The organism is Intestinibaculum porci (assembly GCF_003925875.1).
Taxonomy (GTDB): Bacteria; Bacillota_I; Bacilli_A; order Erysipelotrichales; family Coprobacillaceae; genus Intestinibaculum; species Intestinibaculum porci.
In genome coordinates this window covers 1,421,481-1,445,270 of the sequence record NZ_AP019309.1, presented here as the reverse complement: position 1 = coordinate 1,445,270, position 23,790 = coordinate 1,421,481, and the positions used below count along the sequence as shown (strand labels likewise).

Here is a 23,790-nt window from a genome sequence, read left to right as displayed (position 1 = left end):
TTAAGCTGGATTAAATGGTTTTTTTGCGATTGTGCAAAGGCGCTGTATGGTCGAGTAAAAGATCCGCTCGGTGATGGGCAATCCGGATATACGCTTTATTTTCATAAACCGTATTGGTTAAAGAATGTGAGAAGAGATCTTCAATCAAATGATCTTTGATTTTTTCTTTACCGACCACACGAATTGTGAAATAAGGCTGCGTCTCTTGCGTCGTATACGTAGAGATCGCTTTGGCGCCATGGTCATAGAGTGATTTCATCATTACGCCAATAGAATCATCGGTCATATTCTCAATATGAGCAGAAATCATAATCGAATCTTCCTGATTGACTATCTCGCCAAAGAGCGAACGTAAGCAGGTATAGATCTCCCCATCTTTATCACGAATGCCGTAGCCGATGCGTTTGACAATCGTTAACGGCATTGGGCCATAGTCTTCCACGCAGGCTTTCAAAATAGCCGCGCCGGTAAAGCTGGTCAGTTCCCCTTCAATGCGGCCGCTTTGAATCGGTACATCGGTCAGAATATAGGCCGTAACGGGCGCCGGTACGGGGAAATGCCCCTGCACGCCATAGCCAGTCGCAATCGCTGAGGAAAAGATATGGGACGGCGCTAACTGTGCGATCATATAAAAAGCACTGACGCTTTCGGCGATGGTATAAAGGATGGCAGCTTTATTAAAAGCTAACTCATGAGCATCACTTTGACTCAGACGCGCCTGGGCATCCGTGATCAGACTGATCACTTCACAGGTTTGTTCTAAGATATGTTCTTCAAAATCAAGTGACTGCACCAGATCATAGATCTCACTTAAATGAACGTGGTGATTCCGCTCTTCTGGATTGACATCCACAGCGATGGTTGTGCCATTGATCCCAGCGGTGACAATATTATTGGCCTGGATCACTGCAAAAGGCGCAATCTTTTCATTGATCGTGGCAAGAATCTGTGTGCGATCATCAAAAAGTTCTAGTAATGAGGCATCAAGCAGTTCTCCGGTTGCACCCATCGCACAATCAAAATATAATGATTTCATTTTCACTCACCTCTAAATCATTATACTTGATTCCTAACTTTTGTACAAATTAAGCGTAAGTTTTCTCTAATCTTTCTAATATTGTTAAATAATGTTCAACGATTTTCGCATCGATATCCGCCTGCTGTTTTTCTTTCGTTAAGGCATCAACGTATTCTTTGCTGGATGCTGGTAAAGCATTTTCCGCAAAAACATATAAACATTCATCTTCTTTTTCGGTATGTTCGTTTAATGTCTGAATATAGTAAGAAAGTTCAATGATAATCCCGCTTAAGTATTTTTCATCCTGGGTTTCTAAATACTTATTAAGGTTCGTTTCAATCCCGGTGGCATGTTTACGGCCTTCATCATGTTCGACAAGCATGACATGATTGATCATGCCATCAAAGTTATCGAAATCAATTTTTAATAATTCTGGGAATAAGATCTTTTCTTCTTTTGCATGGTGATGTTCATCAGCATAACCGCGACAGAAATCAACGACATCTCTTAAATCCTGTTCATTAACTTCTTTAGTATTGCGAATTGAAGTGATGATTCTATTCATCACGCTCGTCATACGACGTATATTGCGATGGTCTTCCATCATAATTGAAATAGCTTCCATTGTATATCTCCTTTGTAAAACAAAGACTATTATACGGATGAGGAAAATAAAAAACGTTGTTTAAACAACGTTAATACATTTTTTTGACTCGGAACCAGTAATTATATAAATGATGAAAGCCTAAGGATTCATAGAGATGACGAGCGATGGCATTGCCTTGAACGCATTGAAGATAGGCATGATGATAGCCCTTCTTTTGCGCTTCCGCAATAATCGTAGATACGATCGCGCGGGCAAAATGCTTTTTACGACATGAGGGATCAACATAGATCGCATAAACACCGACATGATCACGATCCAAAATACCTAGACCGCTCGCGACCATCCGGCCATCAATTTCGATGCTGGCAACGATCGTTTCTTTCGGAATCGCATGGTACATCGAAGGGACAATACGACGTAATGTCGGATTGGTGGTACCGTTTAAGTTAAAGAGTCCATGCATCCAGTCATCAGTGATCCGATCGCGCAGCTGGACAATAATATTACCCGGATAAGAGACAATCGATGGCAAATTGGAATTACGGCCATAAAATTCATATTCTACATGTTCCACGGGAAAAGGACGGAAATCCTGTAAATCCATGACGAGGTTTTCGGTGATATGTTCAATTTCATAGCCTTTTTTCGCTAAGAGTTCATCAAAAGACGGATCAATGAGCGGACTGATCTTAAAGATCACCGGCGTATGCCACATCTCATACACCTGTTCACAGTAGGTAATTTTATCTTCCACATCAATATGGGAAACACCAACCTGAGAAACGGAATTGGTACGATGGGTATAGTTATGTGAAAAACGTAAGAGCCAGCCATCATAGAGTTCAATCTTATGAGACGGCCAGGCATTAAGAGAAATCTCTTCAATCATATTGATATAGGCTTTTTGACTTAAATCCATCAGGATGCCTCCTTCATTTGTCCTATCATATCACAAAGAGATATCTCTTTAAATAGGAAATTTAGGTTCTTATTTTTGTTTTTTTCCTGATTTGATACAAACTATAGAGACTCATTATACCTTCTGTGATGGGCATCGCTAAAAAGATTCCCGGCACTTTGAAAAGAAATGCCATGACAAAAGCAACCGGTAAAACGAGGAATAACCCCTTTCCTAAAGAAATGATATGAGCTGGAGAGCTTTTCTGCTGAGTAATAAGATACATGATCGTGAGGATATTGAAACCCATAAAGAAAATGCCAATAAAATACAGATGCATGCCTGTTATACTTAAAGTCGTCAAACTGGCGACCTGCTGGCTGTTAAAAGCGGCCACAATGACGCCGGTAAAAGCGTAAATAACCAGGTATAAAAAGATGGCCATCACCGCTAAAGAGCGATAAGCATAGCGGGTTATAGCGCGATATTGATGCGCATCCTGACGGGCAAAATAACGACTCCATAAGGGCTGAGAGCCATGGGCTAGACCATTATAAATACAGATAATAATGATTGAGACATTGGTGACGATGCCATAGGCCGCGACAGCTAAGCTCCCGCTGTAATGTAAGAGTAAAGCATTAAAGACTAAGATAATTAAGCCATTGGCTAATTCATTAAAGAAAGCAGGAAAGCCTAATAGGAAGATATGTTTGATTTCCTGATACAAATAACCTTTGACAATCTTTAAGGTTCCCTTTTTTTTCACCATATAAGTGCCATAAAGGGTTAAAGAAATTAATGGTGCCATGCCCGTCGCCAACGCTGCTCCACGCATCCCCATATGCATCGGAAAGATCAGGATATAATCTAAAACGATATTGGCGAAGTTGCCAATCAGACTCGCGCTCATCGCTAAGCCAGGGGCCTGATCATTTTTGATAAAGTTCTCAGTAGTATAGTTAAGAATAAAAGCTGGGGCAAACATTGTAACGGTTTGAATGTAAGTTGATGTCATTGTCAGAATGCGGCCTCTCGCCCCAACTAAATACGCCAGCTGATCATGAAACAGCTGCCCGATCACGATCATTATGATGCCTAAGATAATCCCAAAGAGGACCGTCGTGGAATAAATGGTATTGGCTTTGCGGGTTTCACTTTCGCGAAAGAGCGCGTAGCGGGTGCTGCCGCCGACTCCGCACATAAAGCCGGTTGCACTCATGACATTGAAAAACGGCAACGCCAGATTGAGGGCGGTTAACCCCTGCGAGCCTACACCTAAGGCGATAAAATAAGTATCGGCTAAGACATATAAAGAAATGCCAATCATAGCCATAATATTAGATGAAATGTAACGTAAGTATTCTTTCATGAAAACCTCCATTTCAGGATAACATAAGAAAAACTCCGCGAAAAGCGAAGTTTAGGAAATGTAACGATTGTTCATGAGGACACGGTCATCGCGACCAGCTTTTGAAATATTGTAAGCATGGTCACCAGTTCTTTCTAAGTCCTGTAATAACTTAGTAAAGATGACACCGGATTCGGTATGACACTTATGTTCTCTTAATCGTTCAATGTGATTGTCTAATGCATCTTCATTTAAATCACGAATGAAGTTTCGTAAATTCAGTAAGCCTTTCTTTTCTTCTTCGAAGATCTTATCTTTACGAAGAGATTTGACCGATTCATCAAACAAAATGATGACATTGTCATAAAGCGCTCTGAATTCTTCTGACGAGTAGTCTGAAAAATCGAGATGATCGTTAATCGTTGTTTCCGTTTTTTCCAGAATATTGACCGCATGGTCACCAATACGTTCTAAGTCAATTAAGACATGGAAGAGTCGTCCGACATAAGCCGCGCTTTCATTTGGCAATGGACGGGCATTGATGGTGATCATAAAGTTGGTAATATTCTCGTTGAGCCAGTCAATCAGCTCTTCCCGTTCACGAATCTGCGGTGCTTTTGACACATCTTTCGTTAAGAACGCTTCACAGGCATCGACGAAGTTCTGACGCACCGCATTGATCATACGGGTCACTTCCTGTTCTACCTGCGCAGCAATCGATGTATTATCAGATAATTTGGTATCGATATACATGAAACGTAAGTTTGATTCGTGTTCACGTGCTGGAATAACCCGTGATGCGAAGGCCACGATCTGATTAACGAATGGTAATAAGACAAGCGCTGTGACAACCTTGAAAATAATATGACCAATCGCGACCTGAACCGAGCCATTAGCTGTCAATGATGTGATCCAAGACGTATATGGCGTTAATAACGCAATTGGCGTAAAGATCAGCATCCCGACCACGTCAAAGACGAAGTAAACAATCGCCGCGCGACGCGCCCCGGTTTTGGCACCAATCGAAGATAAGAATAATGGCATCGCACTACCAACATTGACACCGATAATTAAATAGATGGCAAAGTCCATTGGCATTAAGCCCTGTAACGCGAGCACCTGTAAAACCCCAATGGAAGCACTAGATGACTGTAAGACAGAACACATCAAAGTCCCTACCACTAAACCGATAATTGGGTTGTTCGCGGTGGTGATAAAGTGTTTAAAAGCCGCATTGGTTTTTAAGACACCCATTGCCTGATCCCCTGACATGTATTTTAAACCGAAGAATAAAATACCGAAACCGAGAATAATTTCCCCGACATACACTTTTGTCGGCTTTTTCGCAAACAATACTAAACAGGCACCAATGAAAATACACAGCGTCGAGATGGCCGAAACATCAATGGCAATTAAGACAGCGGTGATAGTCGTACCAATGTGAGCGCCGAGAATAACCCCGGTGGCCTGCGCCAAGTCCATGATGCCCGCATTGAGGAACCCCATACACATAACTGTCGTCGCTGAGGATGACTGAATAATACACGTCACGAATAAACCGAGCAAGAATCCCTTGAATTTGTTTCTGGTCAGTTTTTCAAGCAGATCCTTCATCTTACTGCCGGCCACCTGGTTGATCCCTTCGGACATGTAGTTCATCCCGAAAAGGAAAAGTCCCAGCCCGCCAAGCAGGTTGACGATATTAAAAATACTCATAATTTTTAACCTTAGAATCCTTTCACTAATATAGACGCACATTTATTATAATATAGATTTGTAAGGTTTATGTTAATTTTATGTAAATTTTTAACAAGTTTTTTAATTTTCTTTACCGAATATTAAGATTTCTTAGTCGGATGAGCGTAAAGCACTCACTGGATCTGAGCGTGAAGCCCGTCTTGATGGAATGATTCCGCCTATTAATGTTAAAACGATACTGATAACAATTAAGCCGAAAGCGTAAGGAATCGGCAAGGTTGTCACAATATCCGGACGCTTAGAAACCGTTTGGACAATTTTCGTCATCACCGGCATTAAAGCCGTCGCGATAGCGATCCCGATGACCCCCGATAAGGCCCCCGTAATAATCGTTTCCGCATTGAAGACCTGGGCTACATTGCGTTTTGAAGCGCCAATCGCCCGCAAAATACCAATTTCTTTCCGTCGCTCTAAGACACTGATATAAGTAATGACACCAATCATGATCGAAGAAACCACTAAAGAAATTGATACTAAAGCCACTAAGACATAACTGATCGTATTAACCATGGAAGTGAAGTTCTTTAACATCAGCCCCATCGTATCATTATAAGTAATCACACGTTTCTTTAATTTTTGCGCTTTCATCTCTTTGTTATAAGAAGCTAAAACCTTTTCGACTTTCTTTTTCCGGCTAAAGTCTTTCGGATAAACAGTAATCGTACTGAGCTGATCTTTCGATGCATAGCCTAAAGACTTTAAGTTGTCTTCATAAGTTGTATCTGACGAATTCATAAGCGAATTCATCAGCGCTTTTAAATCCTGTTCACTTAAATTCATCTTGATCGCTTTCGCAAAAGCGGTGGGATCAAAAGACATGAGCGAAGACGGATTACTCATCAGGGCGCCCATACTCTTTTGAATCTGCGCAGCAATCCCCTTTGTTAACGATGCCATCATTGTCGTCATCGCCTTTTGCATCCCCGATGAAGAAGCTTGCATTTGCTTTTGCATGGCTTTTTCTAAATCTTTTGTGTTAATAGCCGACATAGCCACCTTAGAGATTGCCGATGATACCTTCGGCGTCCGTACATAGGCTGTAAAAGCTTCCCCTAACTGTTTACTTGTTGGCAAATTCGCTTTTTTCAAATAATGCCGGAAGGCTTGAGAGACAGCCTGAATGGTTTTGTCATCTAACTGATTTTGTGAGGCGTTTGGCGTCAACTGATTGACGCTGCTTGTTACAAGCGTATTGACTTCCGGCGAATTCATATAATGATTGAAATTCTCTTCAAAGTTCTCTGGATGTGCTTGCTTTTGTGCATACGCTAAATAGCCTTTCGCAATATCCTGCATCGTTTTTGAAAGCACATTTCTCGTCTCCTGCAGACTTTTCGTATTCGACGTCGTGCTATTGGCCATCGCTTTCTTAAATTCATCAGATGTTAAGAAATCCGTCATCGTCTGCTGGAGCTTCTTTTCATCTAAGATATGATGACTTGTCAGATAATCGCCATAGCCTTGCACAATCGTGGTAAGCAGCTGCTGAGTCTGTTTTTCTGGCAGATTGAATTTCACCGATGATAATAGTGACGTGACATCAAGTTTTGGCATCAGTGACGCAAAAGCCTGTGGATTGATTGAAGACTGCAGTGTTCTGGGATCAATTTTCATATTCGATAAGTTACCGGCAGCGTTTTTATTGACCTGGAACGCTGAAGAGACCTTCTTGGCATCAATGGTAAACATATGCGAAGGATCAAAAGCTTTTTTCACATTGCTTTTTCCAAAAGATTCATTGGTAAAAATATTTATCTTAGGATGTTTTAACTGCGTTTTGACAACATCATAAGTCTTGGCCTGTTCACGAAGCGTTGTATCAATCTCTGGCAAATAGGAAATACCGGAGCTTAACATCCCATTTTCCGTCTGATCCTTTGGCGATGCCACGCCGACAATCTTAACGTGGATGCCTTTCTTGATTTGTTTGGCAAGCAGTTTCTGATCTGTCGAATGATCATTCCAGGTTTTCTGCTTGCTGTTATAAGTATATAAGGCAGCTGGCGGCAGGAAAGTAAACGAGCGATTCAAAAATGATTTGAGTTCGTAAGTTTTTGGTTTGCTTTTCTTAGTTGTCTTCCCTTTTTGAAAGGCTTTGATCTGCGCCTCTAAGGTTTCCGGATTCCGTAATCCCATGCCATAGAGCGTTAAATCACTAATTGTATTTTTCCGTCCTAAAACGACTATGACTTCATTCTTATTGGTCGGCCATTTGCCTTCTTTGATTTTATACTGATCCTGATAGATTGCTTTATTTCCCGGCAAGGCATGAAAAATCTGGGTATCCCCTAAGCCCATCATGCTTGACATCGACGAGCCAATGCCGAGCTGTGATAAAGCATTATTAGGCTGAACCTGGATGATTTTTCCTTTCTTTTGCCGAAAGACTGTCGGCGTTAAATCATAGCTGTATTCAATATCATTCACAGCCTTCTTGATATTTTGCGGATTACTCTCCAGATAATCGCGAAAATGCGCTAAATCATTTGTACTAGAGCCGTTGAGCATGGAAGAAATCGTCTGCGATTCCGCCGCCTGCCCTTTCTTTGCCTGCGGGGTATTATTACCCATCATCGCCGATAAATCCATTGATGTTTTGGAAATCGTCATCGGATACTGCGCCAGGGTCTTTTCTTCTAAGCCTTCAATATAAGCATTGACGCCAGAAGATAAGGCCATGATCAACGCAATCCCAATAATCCCGATCGATCCCGCAAAAGAGACTAAGAAGGTACGCGCTTTTTTCGTCCATAAGTTATTGAACGATAAAGATAACGCTGTTAAGAAAGACATCGAGGCTTTCTTCTTGGGCATGTCCGCCACCTGGGCATGCTTGGGCGGCTGATAGGGATTGGTATCACTGATAATTTCGCCATCTTTAATCGTCACAATTCTTTCGGCATACTGATGCGCTAATTCCGGGTTATGGGTCACCATCACGACCAAACGATCCTGCGCGATCTCTTTGAGGATATCCATAATCTGGACACTGGTTTCACTATCTAACGCACCAGTTGGCTCATCAGCTAAAACAATATCCGGATCATTCACAAGGGCCCGGGCAATCGCTACGCGCTGCATCTGTCCACCAGATAATTCACTTGGCTTTTTATGAATATGGTCACCTAAGCCGACCCGCTCTAATGCTGCTTTGGCTTTTTCTGTACGTTTATCACGACTCATGCCGGAGATTGTCAGGGCCAATTCGACATTAGACAAAATACTCTGATGGGCAATCAGATTATAAGACTGAAAGACAAAACCAATCGTATGGTTACGATAGGTATCCCAGTCACGATCTTTATATTCTTTCGTTGAGACACCATTAATGACCAAATCACCATCATCATAGCGGTCCAGGCCGCCAATGACATTTAATAATGTCGTCTTCCCCGATCCGGAAGGACCAAGAATGGCAACGAATTCACTATCGCGAAAAGCAATACTGACTTTATTTAAAGCCACCTGATCAAGACTGCCAGTATGATAGACTTTCTCAATCGCTTTGATTTCTAACATAAGTTTCTCCTTTATTTTGAAGTTCATCAAAAGATGATTAAGGAAAGCTTATCACAATTTTATGAACGAAAAAAGAACAATGATGCATAATTTTATTGTACATCATATTTATGAAGATAATGGCATATATTTATGTAAATAAGCTTCGATGCGGCAAACGGCTGCACCTTGTTCATAAGCGCCATAAGAAACAACGGTGGGAATGGGATTTTGCGTTGCCCACATCGCTGCAAAGATCGGCTTCACCTTTTGCACATAAGAACCATCAGCGATTTCCTTAGCCGTAATGACCTGCCCGCTCATCGCACTAAATAGCGCCGCCCCCACTTTTCTTTCTTTCAGGGTTTTGATTCCCGCTCCAAGAGTGGCCCAATCCTGCCCATAAAATGAAGAAGGTCCCACGGCGCTAAAGGTGAAGACTACCGGAACCAGCGCCGTTGCACCATCACGATCAGCATAAATCATCGCTCAAGTATGCCCACTGATGAAGATGAAGACTTAGAAGCTTATGCCAAAGCATTCTTTACCTATTCGTCTATGGCTTTTTAGAAACCTGGATCAAGCGCGGCATGAAACAGTCCGCTCAAGAAATGGAACTATTACTAAAAAGTGGTGAGAAATAAGCCTAAAGAGAGGTCAGTAATGACCTCTTTTAACGCAAAAAAAGAACAGCCTTAAGACTGTTCTTCAAATAAATTATTTAGCTTTTACTTCTGCGTTACCTAAATCGTTACCTTCGTTGAAGTTACGAGCATTTTCCATAGTGACAACAGCGATTGCCTGTAAAGCTTCTCTTGTGAAGAATGCCTGATGTGAAGTTAATACTAAGTTAGGGAACATAGTTAAACGTGCAGTGATTGAAGAATGTAATCTTTCATCAGAACGGTCTGTATAAACGTTTGCATCTTCACCTTCATATACGTCTAATGCAACAGCATGGAATTTACCATCTTTTAATGCCGCAATTAAAGCTTCTGTATCAATTAATGGTCCACGAGCTGAGTTTACTAACATAACATCATCTTTCATCTTAGCGATAGCATCTTTATCGATCTTATGATAAGTTCCGCCTTCACCCATGATTAATGGCATATGTAATGAGATTAAATCAGCTTTTTCTAATAATTCATCTTCAGTTACATAAGTTAATAAACCTTCTTCTTCTAACTTCTTGTTAGGGAAAGCATCCCAGCCGATGACTGTCATACCATAGCCTTTAGCGATTCTAGCGAAGCACTGACCGATTTTACCAGTACCCATAACACCGCAGACTTTGTTATGTAAGTCAACACCTAATAAACCAGATAAAGCAAAGTTATTATCTCTTACTTTGTTGTAAGCTCTACCTAATCTTCTGTTAGCTTCCTGCATAATTGCCATTGCATGTTCAGCAACTGCATATGGAGAGTAAGCTGGTACACGAGCAACTTTGATGCCGCATTCTTTAGCAGCCTGTAAGTCTACATTGTTGAAACCTGCGCAACGTAATAAGATTAATTTAACGCCGCCTTCAGCTAATGTTTCTACAACCTGTCTTGGTGCTTCATCATTAACGAAGATACATACTGCATCATAACCTTTTGCTAAAGGAGCAGTTTCTGGAGTTAATCTTGTTGTGAAGTATTTGATTTCTGAGTTGTAAGTACCAGGACCTTTTTCCTTAGCTAATTCACTAAAGAATACACGGTCATAATCCTTTGTCCCGAAGAAAGCGATCTTTAATACTTCTGGTGCTTCTTTTTCTGCGAATTCCCCATGTAATAATTCATTAACCTGTGCAATTGCAGCTTCTTCATCATCACCTTCAGCAGTTACGTGTAAAGTATCACCCTTTTTAGCACCTAAAGCTAAGATTTCTAACACATTGTTGCCGGCAGCTGTCTTTCCATTGCATTCAAGTCTAACAGCACTTTTTAAGCCCACACATAACTGAGCTAATAATGCAGCTGGACGCGCATGCACTCCCATTGGATTGTCAACTACGTAAGTAATTTCTTTCATTTTAAATTAAGCCTCCTAAAATATTTACACGTTTATTTTAGCACATTTCTTTTCATATATCCCTTAAAATTATGTAATATCTAAAAGTTTTTTTATCGCAATCAAAAACGTTTTGTGAGAAATTTTATTTCTTGTGATTATATCACATAAATTTTTATTTCTTAAGAAAAGGGTTTACATAAAAAATAAATGCATAAATGTATACAAAGTACATCTATGCATTATGTAAGCTCTTAACCAAGGAATGACTTTAAGTCATCTTCAGCAGTGGTAATAGAACCGATATTAAAGTTGTCCACTAATACTTTAGTGACATTTGGTGATAAGAATGCTGGTAAAGTTGGACCTAAGTGGATATTCTTAACACCTAATGATAATAACGCTAATAAGACAATAACAGCTTTCTGTTCATACCAGGCAATATTGAAAACAAGTGGTAAATCATTAACGCTTTCTAAGCCAAAGATTTCCTGTAATTTTAAGGCTGTTAAGACTAATGAGTATGAGTCATTACACTGTCCTGCATCTAAAACTCTAGGGATACCGTTGATATCGCCTAAGCCTAATTTATTATAACGATATTTTGCGCAGCCAGCTGTTAAGATGACTGTATCTTCTGGTAAACCTTTTGCGAAATCACTGTAGTAACTGCGTGCTAATGAACGCCCATCACAGCCAGCCATGACAAAGAATTTCTTAATGGCACCGCTCTTAACTGCATCCACGATCTTATCCGCTAAAGCGAAGACCTGATCATGAGCGAAACCGCCGACGATTGTGCCTGATTCAATTTCTTTTGGTGGCTGACACGTTTTTGCCTGTTCAATAATGGCAGTGAAATCTTTGTTTTCATCAATATGATGTGCTCCTGGATAAGCAGTCACACCCGTTGTCCATAAACGATCTTTGTATGTTGCTTTAGGTGGCACGATACAGTTAGTTGTCATTAAGATTGGACCATTGAATGATTCAAATTCATCACGCTGTTTCCACCAGGCATTGCCATAGTTACCAACAAAGTTATCATATTTCTTAAAGAATGGATAGTAGTTCCCTGCTAACATTTCTGAATGAGTATAAACATCTACGCCAGTGCCTTTTGTCGCTTCTAATAATAATTCTAAGTCTTTTAAGTCATGACCAGAAATTAAGATCCCTGGATTATTACGAACCCCAATATTTACTTCCGTAGCTTCCATAGCGCCATAAGTGCCGGTATTAGCAGCATCTAATAAAGCCATGCCTTTAACACCGTATTTTCCTGTTTCTAATGTTAAAGCAACCAGATCATCGACGCTCTTGTCTTCTAATAACTGTGCTAAACAAGAAACCATGAAAGCATCAACACTTTCATCATCTTTACCTAAAACATGTGCATGATAAGAATAAGCACTTAAACCTTTTAAACCATAAGTGATTAATTCTTTTAATGAACGTTTATCTTCATCTTTTTCACTTAATACCCCAACAAAAGCAGGATCTTCAGTGAAAGTTTCCCCTGATAATTCTTCATATAAAGCTTTTGTATCAGCAATTCTCTTATTGATATCATCTTCATCAAAGTTCGCATTCGTAATCGTCGCAAATAAGTTTTCGACAACTAACTTATTCACTCTTGCATCTTCTTTTTGAGTCGCTGCCTGAGCTAATTTTTTAGTGGCATAAACCAGCACATCCTGAGCATGCGCAACATCCGCATTTTTACCACAAACCCCAGCTTTCACGCAGCCCGTATTTTTGAACGTTTCCTGACATTGGAAACAAAACATTGAATTTTCCATGTATTTTGTACCTCCGTCTTTAAATGTATCAGCTTTCACAAGAGAATTACGTTCTTCTAACAACGAAATAAAACTTTTTTAAGAAATCACGATCTTTTTTGTGGCGACATGCTCACAGAAAGTGACATCATGTTCGACAAATAATAATGTCGGTTTATATGTTAAAATTAGCTGTTCAATTTGCATACGGGAATCCAAATCAATAAAGTTTAATGGTTCATCAAAGATATAGAGATGCGCTGACTGCGAAAACGCATGGGCTAATAAAACCTTTTTCTTCATCCCCGCACTCAAATGATCACAGGCTTTTTCAAAAGCCTCACGAGGAAACCCCATCTTGCGTAAAATCGCAAAAAAGAGCGAGGAATCCAAACGATGGCTTTGTGGATAATCTTTTAAAAGGCCAGTAAGAACTGTGTTTTGCGGTACATAAGCAATCGTGATCCCCGCAGCCACTTTTAAGCTGCCCGCTAAGATATGCTCTTCTCCCATAATCGTTTTGATGATAGTCGATTTGCCAGAGCCATTAGCTCCTTCAATAACGCAGCGATCACCGCTCTTGATCGTGAAATCAAGTTGCCTAAATAAAGGCTCCCCGTACCCTAGTGATAAATGAGCACCTTCAACAAGCGGTCGATTTCCATAGTCCAAGGGCGCTAACTTTAACGTTTCTATACTTTCTAGATCTTTCAGCAGATGTTGTTTCTCCTTGATACTCTTTGTAACGCGGGCTTGCGTATTTTTAGATTTCTGCATCATCTTCGCACTCTTATGCCCGATAAAGCCACGGTCAACGCGCAAGCCAGAATTTCTCGTCCCGTTCTTGCTTCTTTCTACAGCATCTGCCCAGTTTTTCGTCTTTTCACTCGCCTTCTTTAAACGCTTGATCTCTTTTTCTAATTGTTTATGGCGCGCTAACTCATCAGCGAGTTCTTTGTCTTTATTATCCTGCCATGAGGAATAGTTGCCTTTTGTGACAGTAATGGATGTTTTATTGAGGGCAATGATATGATCAACACTTACATCAAGCAAATGGCGATCATGCGATACCAAAATAAAACCCGTTTTCTTTTGCAGGTAACGCCCTATGACCTCTCTCCCTAAAGCATCTAAATGATTGGTCGGCTCATCAATCAATAAAAAATCATGATCATGAGAAAAAGCCCCCGCCAACAAAGCTTTCATTTTTTCTCCTTCCGATAAGAAAGCAAAAGGCTGATACAGCTTTTCCATCGCTAAAGCGAGCTCTTCCGCTTCGATCATAAATTCATAATCTTCACTATAAGGATAAAGCCTTCTTAAAACCTCAATCGTTTCTGCCTGATCCTCTTGAACTTCATCAGGAAAATAACGCGTTTCACAGTCTTTGGTAATCGCCGTTGTTGGCAGTATTCCTGCCATCAGCTTTAAAAGCGTACTCTTTCCCCTTCCATTACGGCCAATAAGACCATAACGTTCGCGACAATTTAAATGTAAATTTAAATCTTCAAATAATGTTTCTTGACTGCCTTCATAGGCAAATGTTAAATGGTTAATATGTATTTGCGGCATTTCTTCGTCCTCCTATGATGTTATTGTGATGGACGATGTCGCTTTTTATTTAAATGTGTGCAGATGCGACATGTCCGTATCTTACGATTCTCATTGATATCACACCCTTTCGTGCGCTCTATTATACTGATTTTTAAATTTAAGTCAATATTTTTTATCATGTCAATAATCCTAAAGATGATCATTTATAAGTGTTATAATGACCTTATAAGAAAGAAGGAAGGAAGGAAGGAAGGAAGGAAAGATTATGAAGAAACTATTATCACTGCTGACTTGTCTTGCCATGTTCATGAGCATGACTGCTAACACGCAGGCCAAAAGAAAGGACACTTATCTCTATTTCATTTGTACAAGAACAAAATGGGCTAAAGTGAAAGGCAATAAGTGGTCATTAAGTGCCGAAACGGTCACCTATCCAAAATTAATGTCTACGAAGGATGCAAAAAAAGGCAAAGAAACCATTTATAATGATTACTTCAAATGGACAGATAAGTATTATCCAAAGATGAAACAGCATACTTACAGCTTTTATGTCAGCCCATCGACAAAGTACTATACCGTTATGAATGTCAATTCAGGCAATGTCCGCGTAGAAAAGATTTCAAAATCTGATATGGCTGGTGAATTTAAAACCCTTAACAAGCATTTAACGGAAAGTATGTGTTTCCAGATCAATGGCAATAAAATCAAAAATGTGTATTTAAGTTATGAAGCTTAATAGCCGTATTCCCTTATTTAAGGGATACGGCTTTTTATTTAGTATGAACTAAAAAAAATGCATCAGGAGCGCATAAATCCAACAATCCTATTTTTCAAGGACAATAGTATGCCAAATGGTCGATAGTAAGGACATCTTTATAGAAACCTTTCTTCAAATCATATAAACAGTTACAAGCCATTTAAAAACTGGATCTCCAAGGAGATCCAGCCTATTAGTCATCAACGACATCTTCATTAAAGTTTTCAAGGTCTTCAATCAGGTTCGTGAAGTTAGATTCAATGGATTCACTGAATTTTGCTTCTTTCTGAGAAGTCTTCAATGATCTTGTTGACTTCATCACTGACTGCAGTGTTCCAGCGCCGCCAATACAGCCGCCTGGGCAAGCCATCCCTTCAATCAGATAACCATCATATTTACCTCTCGTGGCATCACGCATTAATTTCTTACAATCGGCTAAACCTTCGGCAGAAGCGACTTTGATTTCACGATCAGGATCTAATTCACGAATGGCATGGGCAACGGCATTAGCGACCCCGCCAGAAGCCGCAAAACCACGACCATCGGAAGAAGCCTGAACGAGTGGCATACCATCAGGAATCTTCGCGAAGTCTACACCTTTGGCATCAAACATGCCAGCAACTTCTTCGAACGTTAAAGTGAAATCAACATAAGATTTAATTGATTTACGGGCTGCTTCCTGTTTTTTCGATAAGCATGGACCGACAAAACAAATCTTCGCATTAGGTTCTGATTTCTTTAACAGACGAGCAGTTAAGACCATTGGCGTTAAGGCCATGGAAATATTTTTCGCATGATCTGGGAAGAGTTTCTTCGCCATAATCGACCACGCCGGACAACAGCTGGTGCCCATAAATGATAATTCTGCAGGCACTTCTTTTAAGAAGTCTTTGGCTTCTTCGACAGTACATAAGTCAGCCCCCATCGCGACTTCTAAGACATCGGTAAAACCTAATGCCTGGAACGCGCCACGCATCTTTTCATTCGTCAGTTCTTTTCCGAACTGACCGGCAATTGCTGGCGCGACAATCGCATAAACAGGATCTTTGCCCTGTGTCGCTTTGATTGTCTGATAAATCTGCCCTTTATCAACGATCGCCGCAAATGGACAGCTGGCTAAACACATCCCGCAAGCGACGCACTTGCTCTGATCGATATCAGCACGGCCATATTCATCACATGAGATCGCACCTACCCCGCAGGCCGCTTCACATGGCCGTTCCTGTTTAATAATCGCATTATACTGGCAGGCTTTCATGCACATGCCGCATTTGATACATTTGCTTTGATCAATAAATGATTTACCATTGACCATTGAGATCGCCCCTTTTGGGCAGACTTCCTGACATGGATGTTCCAAGCATCCCTGACAGCCGTTCGTCACAAAGACGCGCTTTTGCGGACAGCGATGGCAGGCAAATTTAATAATATCAATAAGTGGTGGTTCATAATATTTTTTCGCAATCATACTCTCATCAACACCCTGAGAGAATGTTTCATGTTCCGTCATTGACTGTAAAGATAACCCCATGGCCGCTCTTAAACGTTCACCGACAATCGCTCTTTCCAGGAAAATGGAATCACGATAAGTCGCAATTTCACCTGGGATAATCTTATAGGGGAGTTCATCAAGTTTTTCTGGTCCTCCCCCTTCATAGGCTAAACGAGCAACTTCCGTAAAGACCATATGACGAATTCTCGATTTTTGTGTATCCACACCTTTCATGATAAATAACCTCCTCGATAACTATTTTTATTATAGCCTTTTCACGCCTTTTTGAAAAGGTTTTCATCAAAGAGAAAGGAGACTATCGATAGTCTCCTCGGGATGGCACAACCTGGTATCCTGTTTTCGCAATCCGTCTTTCCATACAGGCATGACACTGTGCCGCCGAGGCTTCGACACTTATTTCAGTCTTTTTTTAAATTATCCTGATTAATAGAATATTTTTTTATCAATAATTTTTTGCTTTATAACAGCTATTGTAGCTTGTTTATGTTATAATATTTTAAAAAGATATCATAAACAGGCAATGTCATTCAGTTAAGCTGTATTTGAGCCAGTTCACTCAATTTAATTTGAGTGAGCTGACTTTTTTATTTTTAAGAAAGGCCTTAAAAAATTCCATATAATGCTTGCATATTTTACCTGCTTATAGTATATAATAGAAAGCAATTGGGGTATGTGTTTGCGGACACATACTTGGAGGAGTCGGAGTGATCCGGCTCCTCTTTAATTTTTAATAAAAAAACGGTAGTCAAAAGGGACACCTAATGATTACCATATTTTTATTCTGCCGCTTCCATCTGCTCATAAGGAACATTCTCAAGCATCTCAGCATTACGATCAGCAGAAACAACTTCCATTGCCAGCTTGCTCTTCATCTCATTATAATTGGTAAGATCCTCCACATTGATCTCAGGAGTGTTCTCGATACTGGCGATGATAGATTCAGATGCTCTGGACACTACCTCGTTGTAATCCTGACCATTCTCGATTGCCTCGAACATGGCACTGAGATTTGCATTCACACCGATGTGACTGCCCTCCGGAGTGACGCTAAGTGCATCATAGGAAGCATTCAGCTTCTCAACGTGATGCTGACTGAGGTTTGCATCAATACCATGATCAGCAAGTGCCTGGTGAAGATCCTCTTCGATTCGTTCTTTGAACTGTTCATAATCTATAGTTTTGTTTTCCTTTTTGTTTTTGATTTGGTTGATCCGAATCGTCACCCGGAATTGCGGACATGAAAAAAGCGCCAGACTCGCAATCTTCTGATTACGAGCTGACGCTCTCTACAATGTCCATATTCAATTCTTCTGCAAAAGAAAAACAAACGTGAAGTCCGTCACCACTCCGGTGATTTCGTTCACGTTTGTCTATGATAATAATATCAGCCTTTAAAATGCATTACATTCTACATAGCCTCTACATTATCTCTACATTTCCTCTACAAATTGTATTTCAAAGACTAAATTCTAAAAATATCCATTTTCGGCACGTCGTCTTTCTAGATCAGAATCATATACATATCTTTGTGACATTTTAAAAAACACATCAGCAGTCTTCGGGTACTTAATGCTCAAAAAATCCGCATTATCTTTGTAACCTTCTGCAATGTCTTTCTCTGCCCTACCTGCTGAAGGACTAAATATTCCTCTTTTATTGAACAACTCACATCTATATTCACTCAGTAAAGATTCATCCCCATATTCCTCTATAATCTGGCACACTGCTTCACATGGATAATGGCCATCAGCTGCTTTAGGTGCATATGCAAACAACCTTCCTAACACATATCCAAACATTTCTTTTTGGTGATTCGAATCAAGTATTCGTATCAGTTTATCTACCCACACCTTAATCTCATCATAACTAACAGTGCCGTTTTCTTCACATGGACAAAACTTTGCCATATCAAACAACCTATGTATTACCTTCGCATAATTACGAAACTCTTCTGTCTTTCTTTCTTCGGGATCATCACCATCATGTCTAAATATAACTGAGACCATTTCTGCATACATTTCAGGATCATGCTTTATTTCCTTTTGAAAGCACTTCATATCTTCCCAGTTCAATAGATAAAAGAATGCAATCTCAATATGCGCTATCTTTGCACATTTATCTCGATCTTCAATGTATTGCTCATGTAATGGCTTTAGTAATTCTTTTAAATAATAATCCGTCATCGAATTATTACTTCCTCGTTCCATCACATCAATCCGTTGCATTTTTTCAAGCAATTGCTCTGGTGTAAGATTTCGATTTTTATGGAATCTATACAATAAGTCCAAATACGTATTAACTGTTCCATACTGCTGGCACTCTGCCACTGCCCAATCCATATTATTAGATGAAAACCATCGAAAATCTTTCCAAAATGCACGTTTTATTTCTACTGAAGCATTATCGACCAATGGTTTCTTATCTGTATATAAAGCTTCTATTCTAAATAGTATAATTCTAACGTGTTGTTAACAAATAAGTGACTTTCGCATATAAACTCCGTATTTATCCCTTTCAAGCGATTTATTGAACATCAGGATATACGTATATTTGCTAAAATATATAGTACCTGGAGGTATTAATATGGAAATTCAAAACATTGCTGCTAATTTATCTAATATTAAACTAGATCAATTTCAAATTGAACAGATTCTTGATATGGTTGAGGAGTATATTGAAGCTAATGAAACTGCGTCTACACCTATCATAGAGCATTGCCCAAAATGTCCTGAAAAACATCCTAAAATGATCAAAGCAGGACACACAAAAAGTGGCAAGCAAATGTATAGATGTAAAAGCTGTAATAAACGCTTTGTAGCGGATACCGGTCAATTAACTTTCTATTCACATCAGAGCCTTTCAAAGTGGAAAGTTGTTCTTAAAGATACACTCAACGGTTTAGCTTTACGCGAAACTGCATTCAAAATCGGTGTGCATTATGTGACTGTATTTAGAATGCGTCATAAGCTACTTCATTTCATTGAAATGATCCTAGCTAATGATTCTGTAGGTGATGTAGCTGAAATAGATGAGAAGTACATCCTGGCGAGTCATAAAGGGACTAAGCTGGAAGGCGTTGATCCTCGAAAACATGGATCAATAGCACCGAAACCAGGCATAACTGATATTCTAGTATGTATTATGACCGTAGTTTCCCGAGGCGGAAATACATTTATTCACACCTATAATACCGGTCGACCTACTGACGTGAATGGCTATGAATTTTGTCAGCATATTGATAAAGAAAGCTACTGCTTTACAGATGGTATCAATATTTATGACTGGAGTCTGAAAAAACGAAATTGCGGCGTAAAGCATCTAAAACTCGATGAGTATACAAAAACTGATCATTTGAATACTGTAAATGGACTTCATTCATTTATTGAATCAGAAATCATCTATTATAGAAATATATCAACAAAGTATATAAATAGATATAACTCGTTATTTATGATCCAATATAATTTCAGAAAACTTAATATCAGCGAGAAAGTTACAAAGCTTTTAGGGATGCTGAGACAGCATCAGCAATATTTCTACATTCGCCAGCTCAGTAAAGAAAGAATATTTAAGTTTAGCAATAGTATATTCGATCTGTAAAAATAAAGCTGATGGAATTTATGACTCATAGAGAGAAATTAAATTGCGCGCTATAAACTAAAAAATATATCAAGTCACTAAATTGTTAACAACACGAATTCTAAAATTATCATCTAACTCTACGCACTCACTTAATTCGTTTACATTAGTATATACATCAACCCCTCTGCGAGCCAATCCTTCAATGTATTCTATTGCCATCTCATGTTTACTCTGGCACTTATATAGTGATGCGAATACATTTTTATCAAAAAAATCATCAGCCCAATAATCCGACAATACTCGACCTAGATAGGAAGACTTCTCCTGCGCACAGAGCTTTGATAATAATTCCAGGCTATAATTATTTTCTTTAAACTCATTTATTTTTTTGACAAGGAGATCTTTTGTTTTGCTTTCGTTTATATCTCTTTTGTCATCCACATCATAAGGTACTGGATCCAGAATAATACCATCATACGAAGGTCTAAATAGATATTCAAAATCATATTCTTGTTGGGTGAAGTTTATTGAATCTAGTATATCAAGCATCTCACCAATCAAATCTTCGCCCATAGCCCATTCAGCTGACGCAAAATATCGATGCTTATAAACCAGTCTTCTGATGTTATTCTTGATTATCAGCCTTTCATCATCGTCCATCTGTGCAATTTCAAATAATAATTTTTCCTTAATCTTCTTTCGAATATCTGGTTCAACTTCATCATATATATTTAACAAATCATTCCACCTTTGGGGTTTAAAATCAGTTGCTTTTAAAAGAAGGTCTATATATCCCAAATTGGTGTCATACATCTCTTTACTGGTTATTGTGTCTTCTTCCACATGGTTTCTATATTTAGGTGCATGTAAGTCGCCAAAAATACTTGTATGTCCTGTTGGTAGTGCTCCAAAAATATGGTCCCATGCATTTTTATCTTTTGCTAACGCCTTAGCTGCAATCTCTATTTTGTCATTACTTTTGCTAAATGCTGATAAATTATGCCACGGACACAGTAATTTCCTAAAAATATCCTTTGGTGAATTTGATTTGTATTCAAAAGATAAATTATCAAGATATAGAAGCCATGAATATGCACGTGATGCGTATTCTCTCTGTACAAGGAACTCCTCAACTCCCCACAAAATCTCAATATAATCATTCCTGCCGAATAAGAAATCAGATGATTGATTTTCAAACAGCTCCATTAGACCCGTAGGATTAATTTGTTCTTCTTCTAGCTTATTAAGCACACTATTCGGTGATACCTCACATAAATCAACAAAAAAGTTTGAAATATAATGCCACTGTTCTGAAGTTTGGATATATCCCAAAATTTTGCTTACTAAAGAATCTAACTGAATTTGGCAATTATTATCTTTTTTATAGTAAGCCTTCATAATAAGACTACGTAACATCCCTTTTCTTATTACTGCAGACCAAAAGAATTTTTCTCCCTTAAACTGTGCAACAAGCTTTTCTTGAGATGAATATGTGAATAGTTTTTCTGCCTCATTTATAACTTCAAGAAGAACATCCTTAAATTTATTCCAGATCTCACTATCATTATCAATATCAATATAATCCCATGCATTTTCAGCACTTGCCAGATAATATTCCTTTGTTGAATTGATATCTACGATATGAATAAATGGATCTTCATCCCTAGCATATTCCTTTATCTCTGAAATAAAATCTTGATACTTAATGCCACTTAAGGATTCTATAACTGCCTTGTCACCATCACAATCTGTCCATTGGCCTATCAATAATGCTGTTTCCTTAATATTGCGATGTAATCCATTTAACCATCTAGGCTCTTTTAAATATGCTCCATTAAACAATTTCTTCTTTAACGGTATAAATAGGCCATGAGTCTCTGATACTAATTTATTGGCTTCATTTATTCCCATCCCCGCTCTCTGTAAAGATGCTGATATTGTAGAGTATGTACGTGGGCGTAAATTTATCTCCCCTTTAATAAATGACGGAACACGTTCAGTAAATACAAATATATTAGTATTATTAGGAATGGCTACAATTTGATCTGAATAAAACCATGGTATATAAATATTTCCAGCAACCTTTATCTGAAGTAAGCTCTTCCAGTCTTCTTCATTCTTCACTATGAATATTGGACGATTTTCTCCTTGCATCCACAATTCATTTATTGTGCAATAGATAGCTTCTTCTTTGCATCGCGCTTTTATCGCTATAACTTCATCATTTTTCTTACTTTCAAGTGCTTCCTTAAATGTATCGTCATCCACATTAAAGAAGTCAAAACCTATCTTAGGATCAGTAGTTTGACGCCTGATATCTAAATCAATCGCATCAGCTGATAATATCTCTAACTGTCGACTTTGATATATCTGAAGTTCATTTCTTAATTTCTCAAGTTTCTCTGCTAACTCCTTAAAGCTTTCTTCCTGCTCTGCTTTCCATTCAGCTTGATATGCACGATCATATTTGTCTGGTGCAACCACCGGAAGTTGCCCCATAATTGCAAATAGAATTGCGTTCGCATATGACAGAGCCATGCCGTGCGGGATTTCATATTCTTTCATGATTACCATCAATGAATTGAGTAGCCTATTCTTTAATTTATATCCTGGTTCATCCTTCAATTCATTGGCCAACTTTGTCATATTCTCCTTTGAAAGCACGTTGGCCATATCATCAAATAATTGATCTGCATCATTTTCATAATCAACAAAAAATTCACCCGTATTAATGAATAATTGTTTTATATCTTTTGCTGTTTTAACCTTCTTCAGTAGGCTTTCACTCAATGATAGAAATAGTTCCGTTCCCCCCTGCTTTTGCTAGTTCCACTAATACTGTCTCGATTATCATACTTTAGTCACTCTCCTCCGTTTTTATTCTAATCCCTTACGGTACTCCTCCAACATTAAAAGCGTCCTTTTTTAAGCTTCCTGGTGATAAGCCAAAAGCCGCTGTAATCATAATAGAGCATTTTGATCTGTGTGCATGAGCGGTTGGTAAAGATAAAAAGACTGTGATCCATGACATCCATATCAAATCAGATTGAAACAAGAACTGACAGACCGTTAATTTGTTTGCGCATATTCTGATATTGTGCTGATCCATAAATATGCTTTATTTCATCCGCGTTAATAATCATAAAGCCTTCACAATCTTTCTGAGCACATCTTCAGTGCAGGAAATTTCATGTCCATCAATCTTTAATGTGATCATATTAGTCATTTTATTTGTCAGCACTGCAGGGATAAAATGACTGTGTATATTTCTGTCAGATTTGGAACTTCCGCCAGTCAGCTTCGCCTTATTCTTATAAAAACTGGACTCTGCAATATGATTAAGATCGCAGTACTTTTTAACAGTAAGATAGCTATTTTTCTGATCCTCAATGATAGCAGCCCAGTTATAACGTTTAATGTTGTTTTTGGTTAATGTATAAAGATCCATATTTTACTACCTCCCTGCCATGAT

General features: G+C 38.9%; 18 protein-coding genes. 2 read left to right on the top strand and 16 right to left on the bottom strand.

What is annotated here, in order from left to right; translation table 11 throughout:
* Window positions 1-10 precede the first annotated feature (10 nt).
* The 10 genes from larC to abc-f form a co-directional block, all read right to left on the bottom strand.
* Window positions 11-1,036, bottom strand: a complete 1,026-nt coding sequence (larC, locus tag SG0102_RS06915; RefSeq protein ID WP_125119270.1) for a nickel pincer cofactor biosynthesis protein LarC — start codon at window positions 1,034-1,036, stop codon at window positions 11-13.
* Window positions 1,037-1,085: 49 nt separating this feature from the next.
* Complete coding sequence (locus SG0102_RS06910; RefSeq protein WP_125119269.1) at window positions 1,086-1,643, bottom strand: hemerythrin domain-containing protein; 558 nt, start codon at window positions 1,641-1,643, stop codon at window positions 1,086-1,088.
* A 70-nt stretch (window positions 1,644-1,713) separates the two neighbouring features.
* Complete coding sequence (locus SG0102_RS06905) at window positions 1,714-2,544, bottom strand: GNAT family N-acetyltransferase (RefSeq protein ID WP_179951186.1); 831 nt, start codon at window positions 2,542-2,544, stop codon at window positions 1,714-1,716.
* A gap of 61 nt (window positions 2,545-2,605) precedes the next feature.
* A complete protein-coding gene (locus SG0102_RS06900) occupies window positions 2,606-3,895 on the bottom strand; it encodes an MATE family efflux transporter (RefSeq protein WP_162300190.1) in 1,290 nt (429 codons plus the stop codon).
* Between the two features lie 51 nt (window positions 3,896-3,946).
* Entirely contained in the window at window positions 3,947-5,590 is a 1,644-nt protein-coding gene (locus SG0102_RS06895; RefSeq protein ID WP_162300189.1) for a Na/Pi cotransporter family protein, read from the bottom strand.
* Between the two features lie 132 nt (window positions 5,591-5,722).
* Window positions 5,723-9,151, bottom strand: a complete 3,429-nt coding sequence (locus tag SG0102_RS06890) for an ABC transporter ATP-binding protein/permease (RefSeq protein WP_162300188.1) — start codon at window positions 9,149-9,151, stop codon at window positions 5,723-5,725.
* A gap of 108 nt (window positions 9,152-9,259) precedes the next feature.
* Window positions 9,260-9,616 (bottom strand): hypothetical protein, encoded by a 357-nt coding sequence (locus SG0102_RS06885; protein ID WP_125119265.1) that lies wholly within the window; start codon window positions 9,614-9,616, stop codon window positions 9,260-9,262.
* 231 nt (window positions 9,617-9,847) lie between these two features.
* Window positions 9,848-11,152, bottom strand: coding sequence for a fused HPr family phosphocarrier protein/2-hydroxyacid dehydrogenase (locus SG0102_RS06880; protein WP_125119264.1), 1,305 nt, complete (start codon window positions 11,150-11,152; stop codon window positions 9,848-9,850).
* Between the two features lie 233 nt (window positions 11,153-11,385).
* Entirely contained in the window at window positions 11,386-12,933 is a 1,548-nt protein-coding gene (gene hcp, locus SG0102_RS06875) for a hydroxylamine reductase (protein ID WP_125119263.1), read from the bottom strand.
* 78 nt (window positions 12,934-13,011) lie between these two features.
* On the bottom strand, window positions 13,012-14,484 hold the full coding sequence (gene abc-f, locus SG0102_RS06870; protein WP_125119262.1) for a ribosomal protection-like ABC-F family protein: 1,473 nt from the start codon (window positions 14,482-14,484) through the stop codon (window positions 13,012-13,014).
* Between the two features lie 247 nt (window positions 14,485-14,731).
* Here abc-f and SG0102_RS06865 point away from each other — a divergent pair, with 247 nt between their 5' ends.
* Entirely contained in the window at window positions 14,732-15,202 is a 471-nt protein-coding gene (locus tag SG0102_RS06865; RefSeq protein ID WP_125119261.1) for a hypothetical protein, read from the top strand.
* A 214-nt stretch (window positions 15,203-15,416) separates the two neighbouring features.
* On the opposite strand, the gene SG0102_RS06860 is transcribed toward SG0102_RS06865, so the two are convergent.
* The 3 genes from SG0102_RS06860 to SG0102_RS06850 all read right to left on the bottom strand — a co-directional run bounded on the left by SG0102_RS06860 (window position 15,417) and on the right by SG0102_RS06850 (window position 19,075).
* Entirely contained in the window at window positions 15,417-16,949 is a 1,533-nt protein-coding gene (locus SG0102_RS06860) for a 4Fe-4S dicluster domain-containing protein (protein ID WP_125119260.1), read from the bottom strand.
* Between the two features lie 563 nt (window positions 16,950-17,512).
* The gene (locus SG0102_RS06855) at window positions 17,513-17,959 is read right to left on the bottom strand and encodes a DUF5688 family protein (RefSeq protein ID WP_125119259.1); all 447 of its coding nucleotides are present in this window, start codon (window positions 17,957-17,959) and stop codon (window positions 17,513-17,515) included.
* Between the two features lie 246 nt (window positions 17,960-18,205).
* Window positions 18,206-19,075: a hypothetical protein gene (locus tag SG0102_RS06850; RefSeq protein ID WP_148668838.1), complete on the bottom strand. Its 870-nt coding sequence runs from the start codon at window positions 19,073-19,075 to the stop codon at window positions 18,206-18,208.
* Between the two features lie 244 nt (window positions 19,076-19,319).
* Here SG0102_RS06850 and SG0102_RS06845 point away from each other — a divergent pair, with 244 nt between their 5' ends.
* Window positions 19,320-20,336, top strand: a complete 1,017-nt coding sequence (locus SG0102_RS06845; protein WP_125119257.1) for an IS1595 family transposase — start codon at window positions 19,320-19,322, stop codon at window positions 20,334-20,336.
* Between the two features lie 69 nt (window positions 20,337-20,405).
* Here SG0102_RS06845 and SG0102_RS06840 read toward each other — a convergent pair whose 3' ends face one another.
* From SG0102_RS06840 to tnpA, 3 genes are all read right to left on the bottom strand, one after another.
* Window positions 20,406-23,108: a hypothetical protein gene (locus SG0102_RS06840; RefSeq protein ID WP_125119256.1), complete on the bottom strand. Its 2,703-nt coding sequence runs from the start codon at window positions 23,106-23,108 to the stop codon at window positions 20,406-20,408.
* A gap of 119 nt (window positions 23,109-23,227) precedes the next feature.
* Complete coding sequence (gene tnpB, locus SG0102_RS15955) at window positions 23,228-23,344, bottom strand: IS66 family insertion sequence element accessory protein TnpB (protein ID WP_408609980.1); 117 nt, start codon at window positions 23,342-23,344, stop codon at window positions 23,228-23,230.
* A 113-nt stretch (window positions 23,345-23,457) separates the two neighbouring features.
* The gene (gene tnpA / locus SG0102_RS06830; RefSeq protein WP_125119254.1) at window positions 23,458-23,766 is read right to left on the bottom strand and encodes an IS66 family insertion sequence element accessory protein TnpA; all 309 of its coding nucleotides are present in this window, start codon (window positions 23,764-23,766) and stop codon (window positions 23,458-23,460) included.
* Window positions 23,767-23,790 lie beyond the last annotated feature (24 nt).

What these genes read in the sequence shown, in the direction of transcription:
- SG0102_RS06860 (WP_125119260.1), bottom strand. Translation starts at nt 16,949, where the DNA reads ATGAAAGGTGTGGATACACAAAAATCGAGAATTCGTCATATGGTCTTT.
- SG0102_RS06905 (WP_179951186.1), bottom strand. Translation starts at nt 2,544, where the DNA reads ATGGATTTAAGTCAAAAAGCCTATATCAATATGATTGAAGAGATTTCT.
- larC (WP_125119270.1), bottom strand. Translation starts at nt 1,036, where the DNA reads ATGAAATCATTATATTTTGATTGTGCGATGGGTGCAACCGGAGAACTG.
- SG0102_RS06890 (WP_162300188.1), bottom strand. Translation starts at nt 9,151, where the DNA reads ATGTTAGAAATCAAAGCGATTGAGAAAGTCTATCATACTGGCAGTCTT.
- tnpB (WP_408609980.1), bottom strand. Translation starts at nt 23,344, where the DNA reads ATGGATCACAGTCTTTTTATCTTTACCAACCGCTCATGCACACAGATC.
- SG0102_RS06880 (WP_125119264.1), bottom strand. Translation starts at nt 11,152, where the DNA reads ATGAAAGAAATTACTTACGTAGTTGACAATCCAATGGGAGTGCATGCG.
- SG0102_RS06895 (WP_162300189.1), bottom strand. Translation starts at nt 5,590, where the DNA reads ATGAGTATTTTTAATATCGTCAACCTGCTTGGCGGGCTGGGACTTTTC.
- abc-f (WP_125119262.1), bottom strand. Translation starts at nt 14,484, where the DNA reads ATGCCGCAAATACATATTAACCATTTAACATTTGCCTATGAAGGCAGT.
- tnpA (WP_125119254.1), bottom strand. Translation starts at nt 23,766, where the DNA reads ATGGATCTTTATACATTAACCAAAAACAACATTAAACGTTATAACTGG.
- SG0102_RS06910 (WP_125119269.1), bottom strand. Translation starts at nt 1,643, where the DNA reads ATGGAAGCTATTTCAATTATGATGGAAGACCATCGCAATATACGTCGT.
- SG0102_RS06845 (WP_125119257.1), top strand. Translation starts at nt 19,320, where the DNA reads ATGGAAATTCAAAACATTGCTGCTAATTTATCTAATATTAAACTAGAT.
- SG0102_RS06850 (WP_148668838.1), bottom strand. Translation starts at nt 19,075, where the DNA reads ATGGATTGGGCAGTGGCAGAGTGCCAGCAGTATGGAACAGTTAATACG.
- SG0102_RS06900 (WP_162300190.1), bottom strand. Translation starts at nt 3,895, where the DNA reads ATGAAAGAATACTTACGTTACATTTCATCTAATATTATGGCTATGATT.
- SG0102_RS06865 (WP_125119261.1), top strand. Translation starts at nt 14,732, where the DNA reads ATGAAGAAACTATTATCACTGCTGACTTGTCTTGCCATGTTCATGAGC.
- hcp (WP_125119263.1), bottom strand. Translation starts at nt 12,933, where the DNA reads ATGGAAAATTCAATGTTTTGTTTCCAATGTCAGGAAACGTTCAAAAAT.
- SG0102_RS06885 (WP_125119265.1), bottom strand. Translation starts at nt 9,616, where the DNA reads ATGATTTATGCTGATCGTGATGGTGCAACGGCGCTGGTTCCGGTAGTC.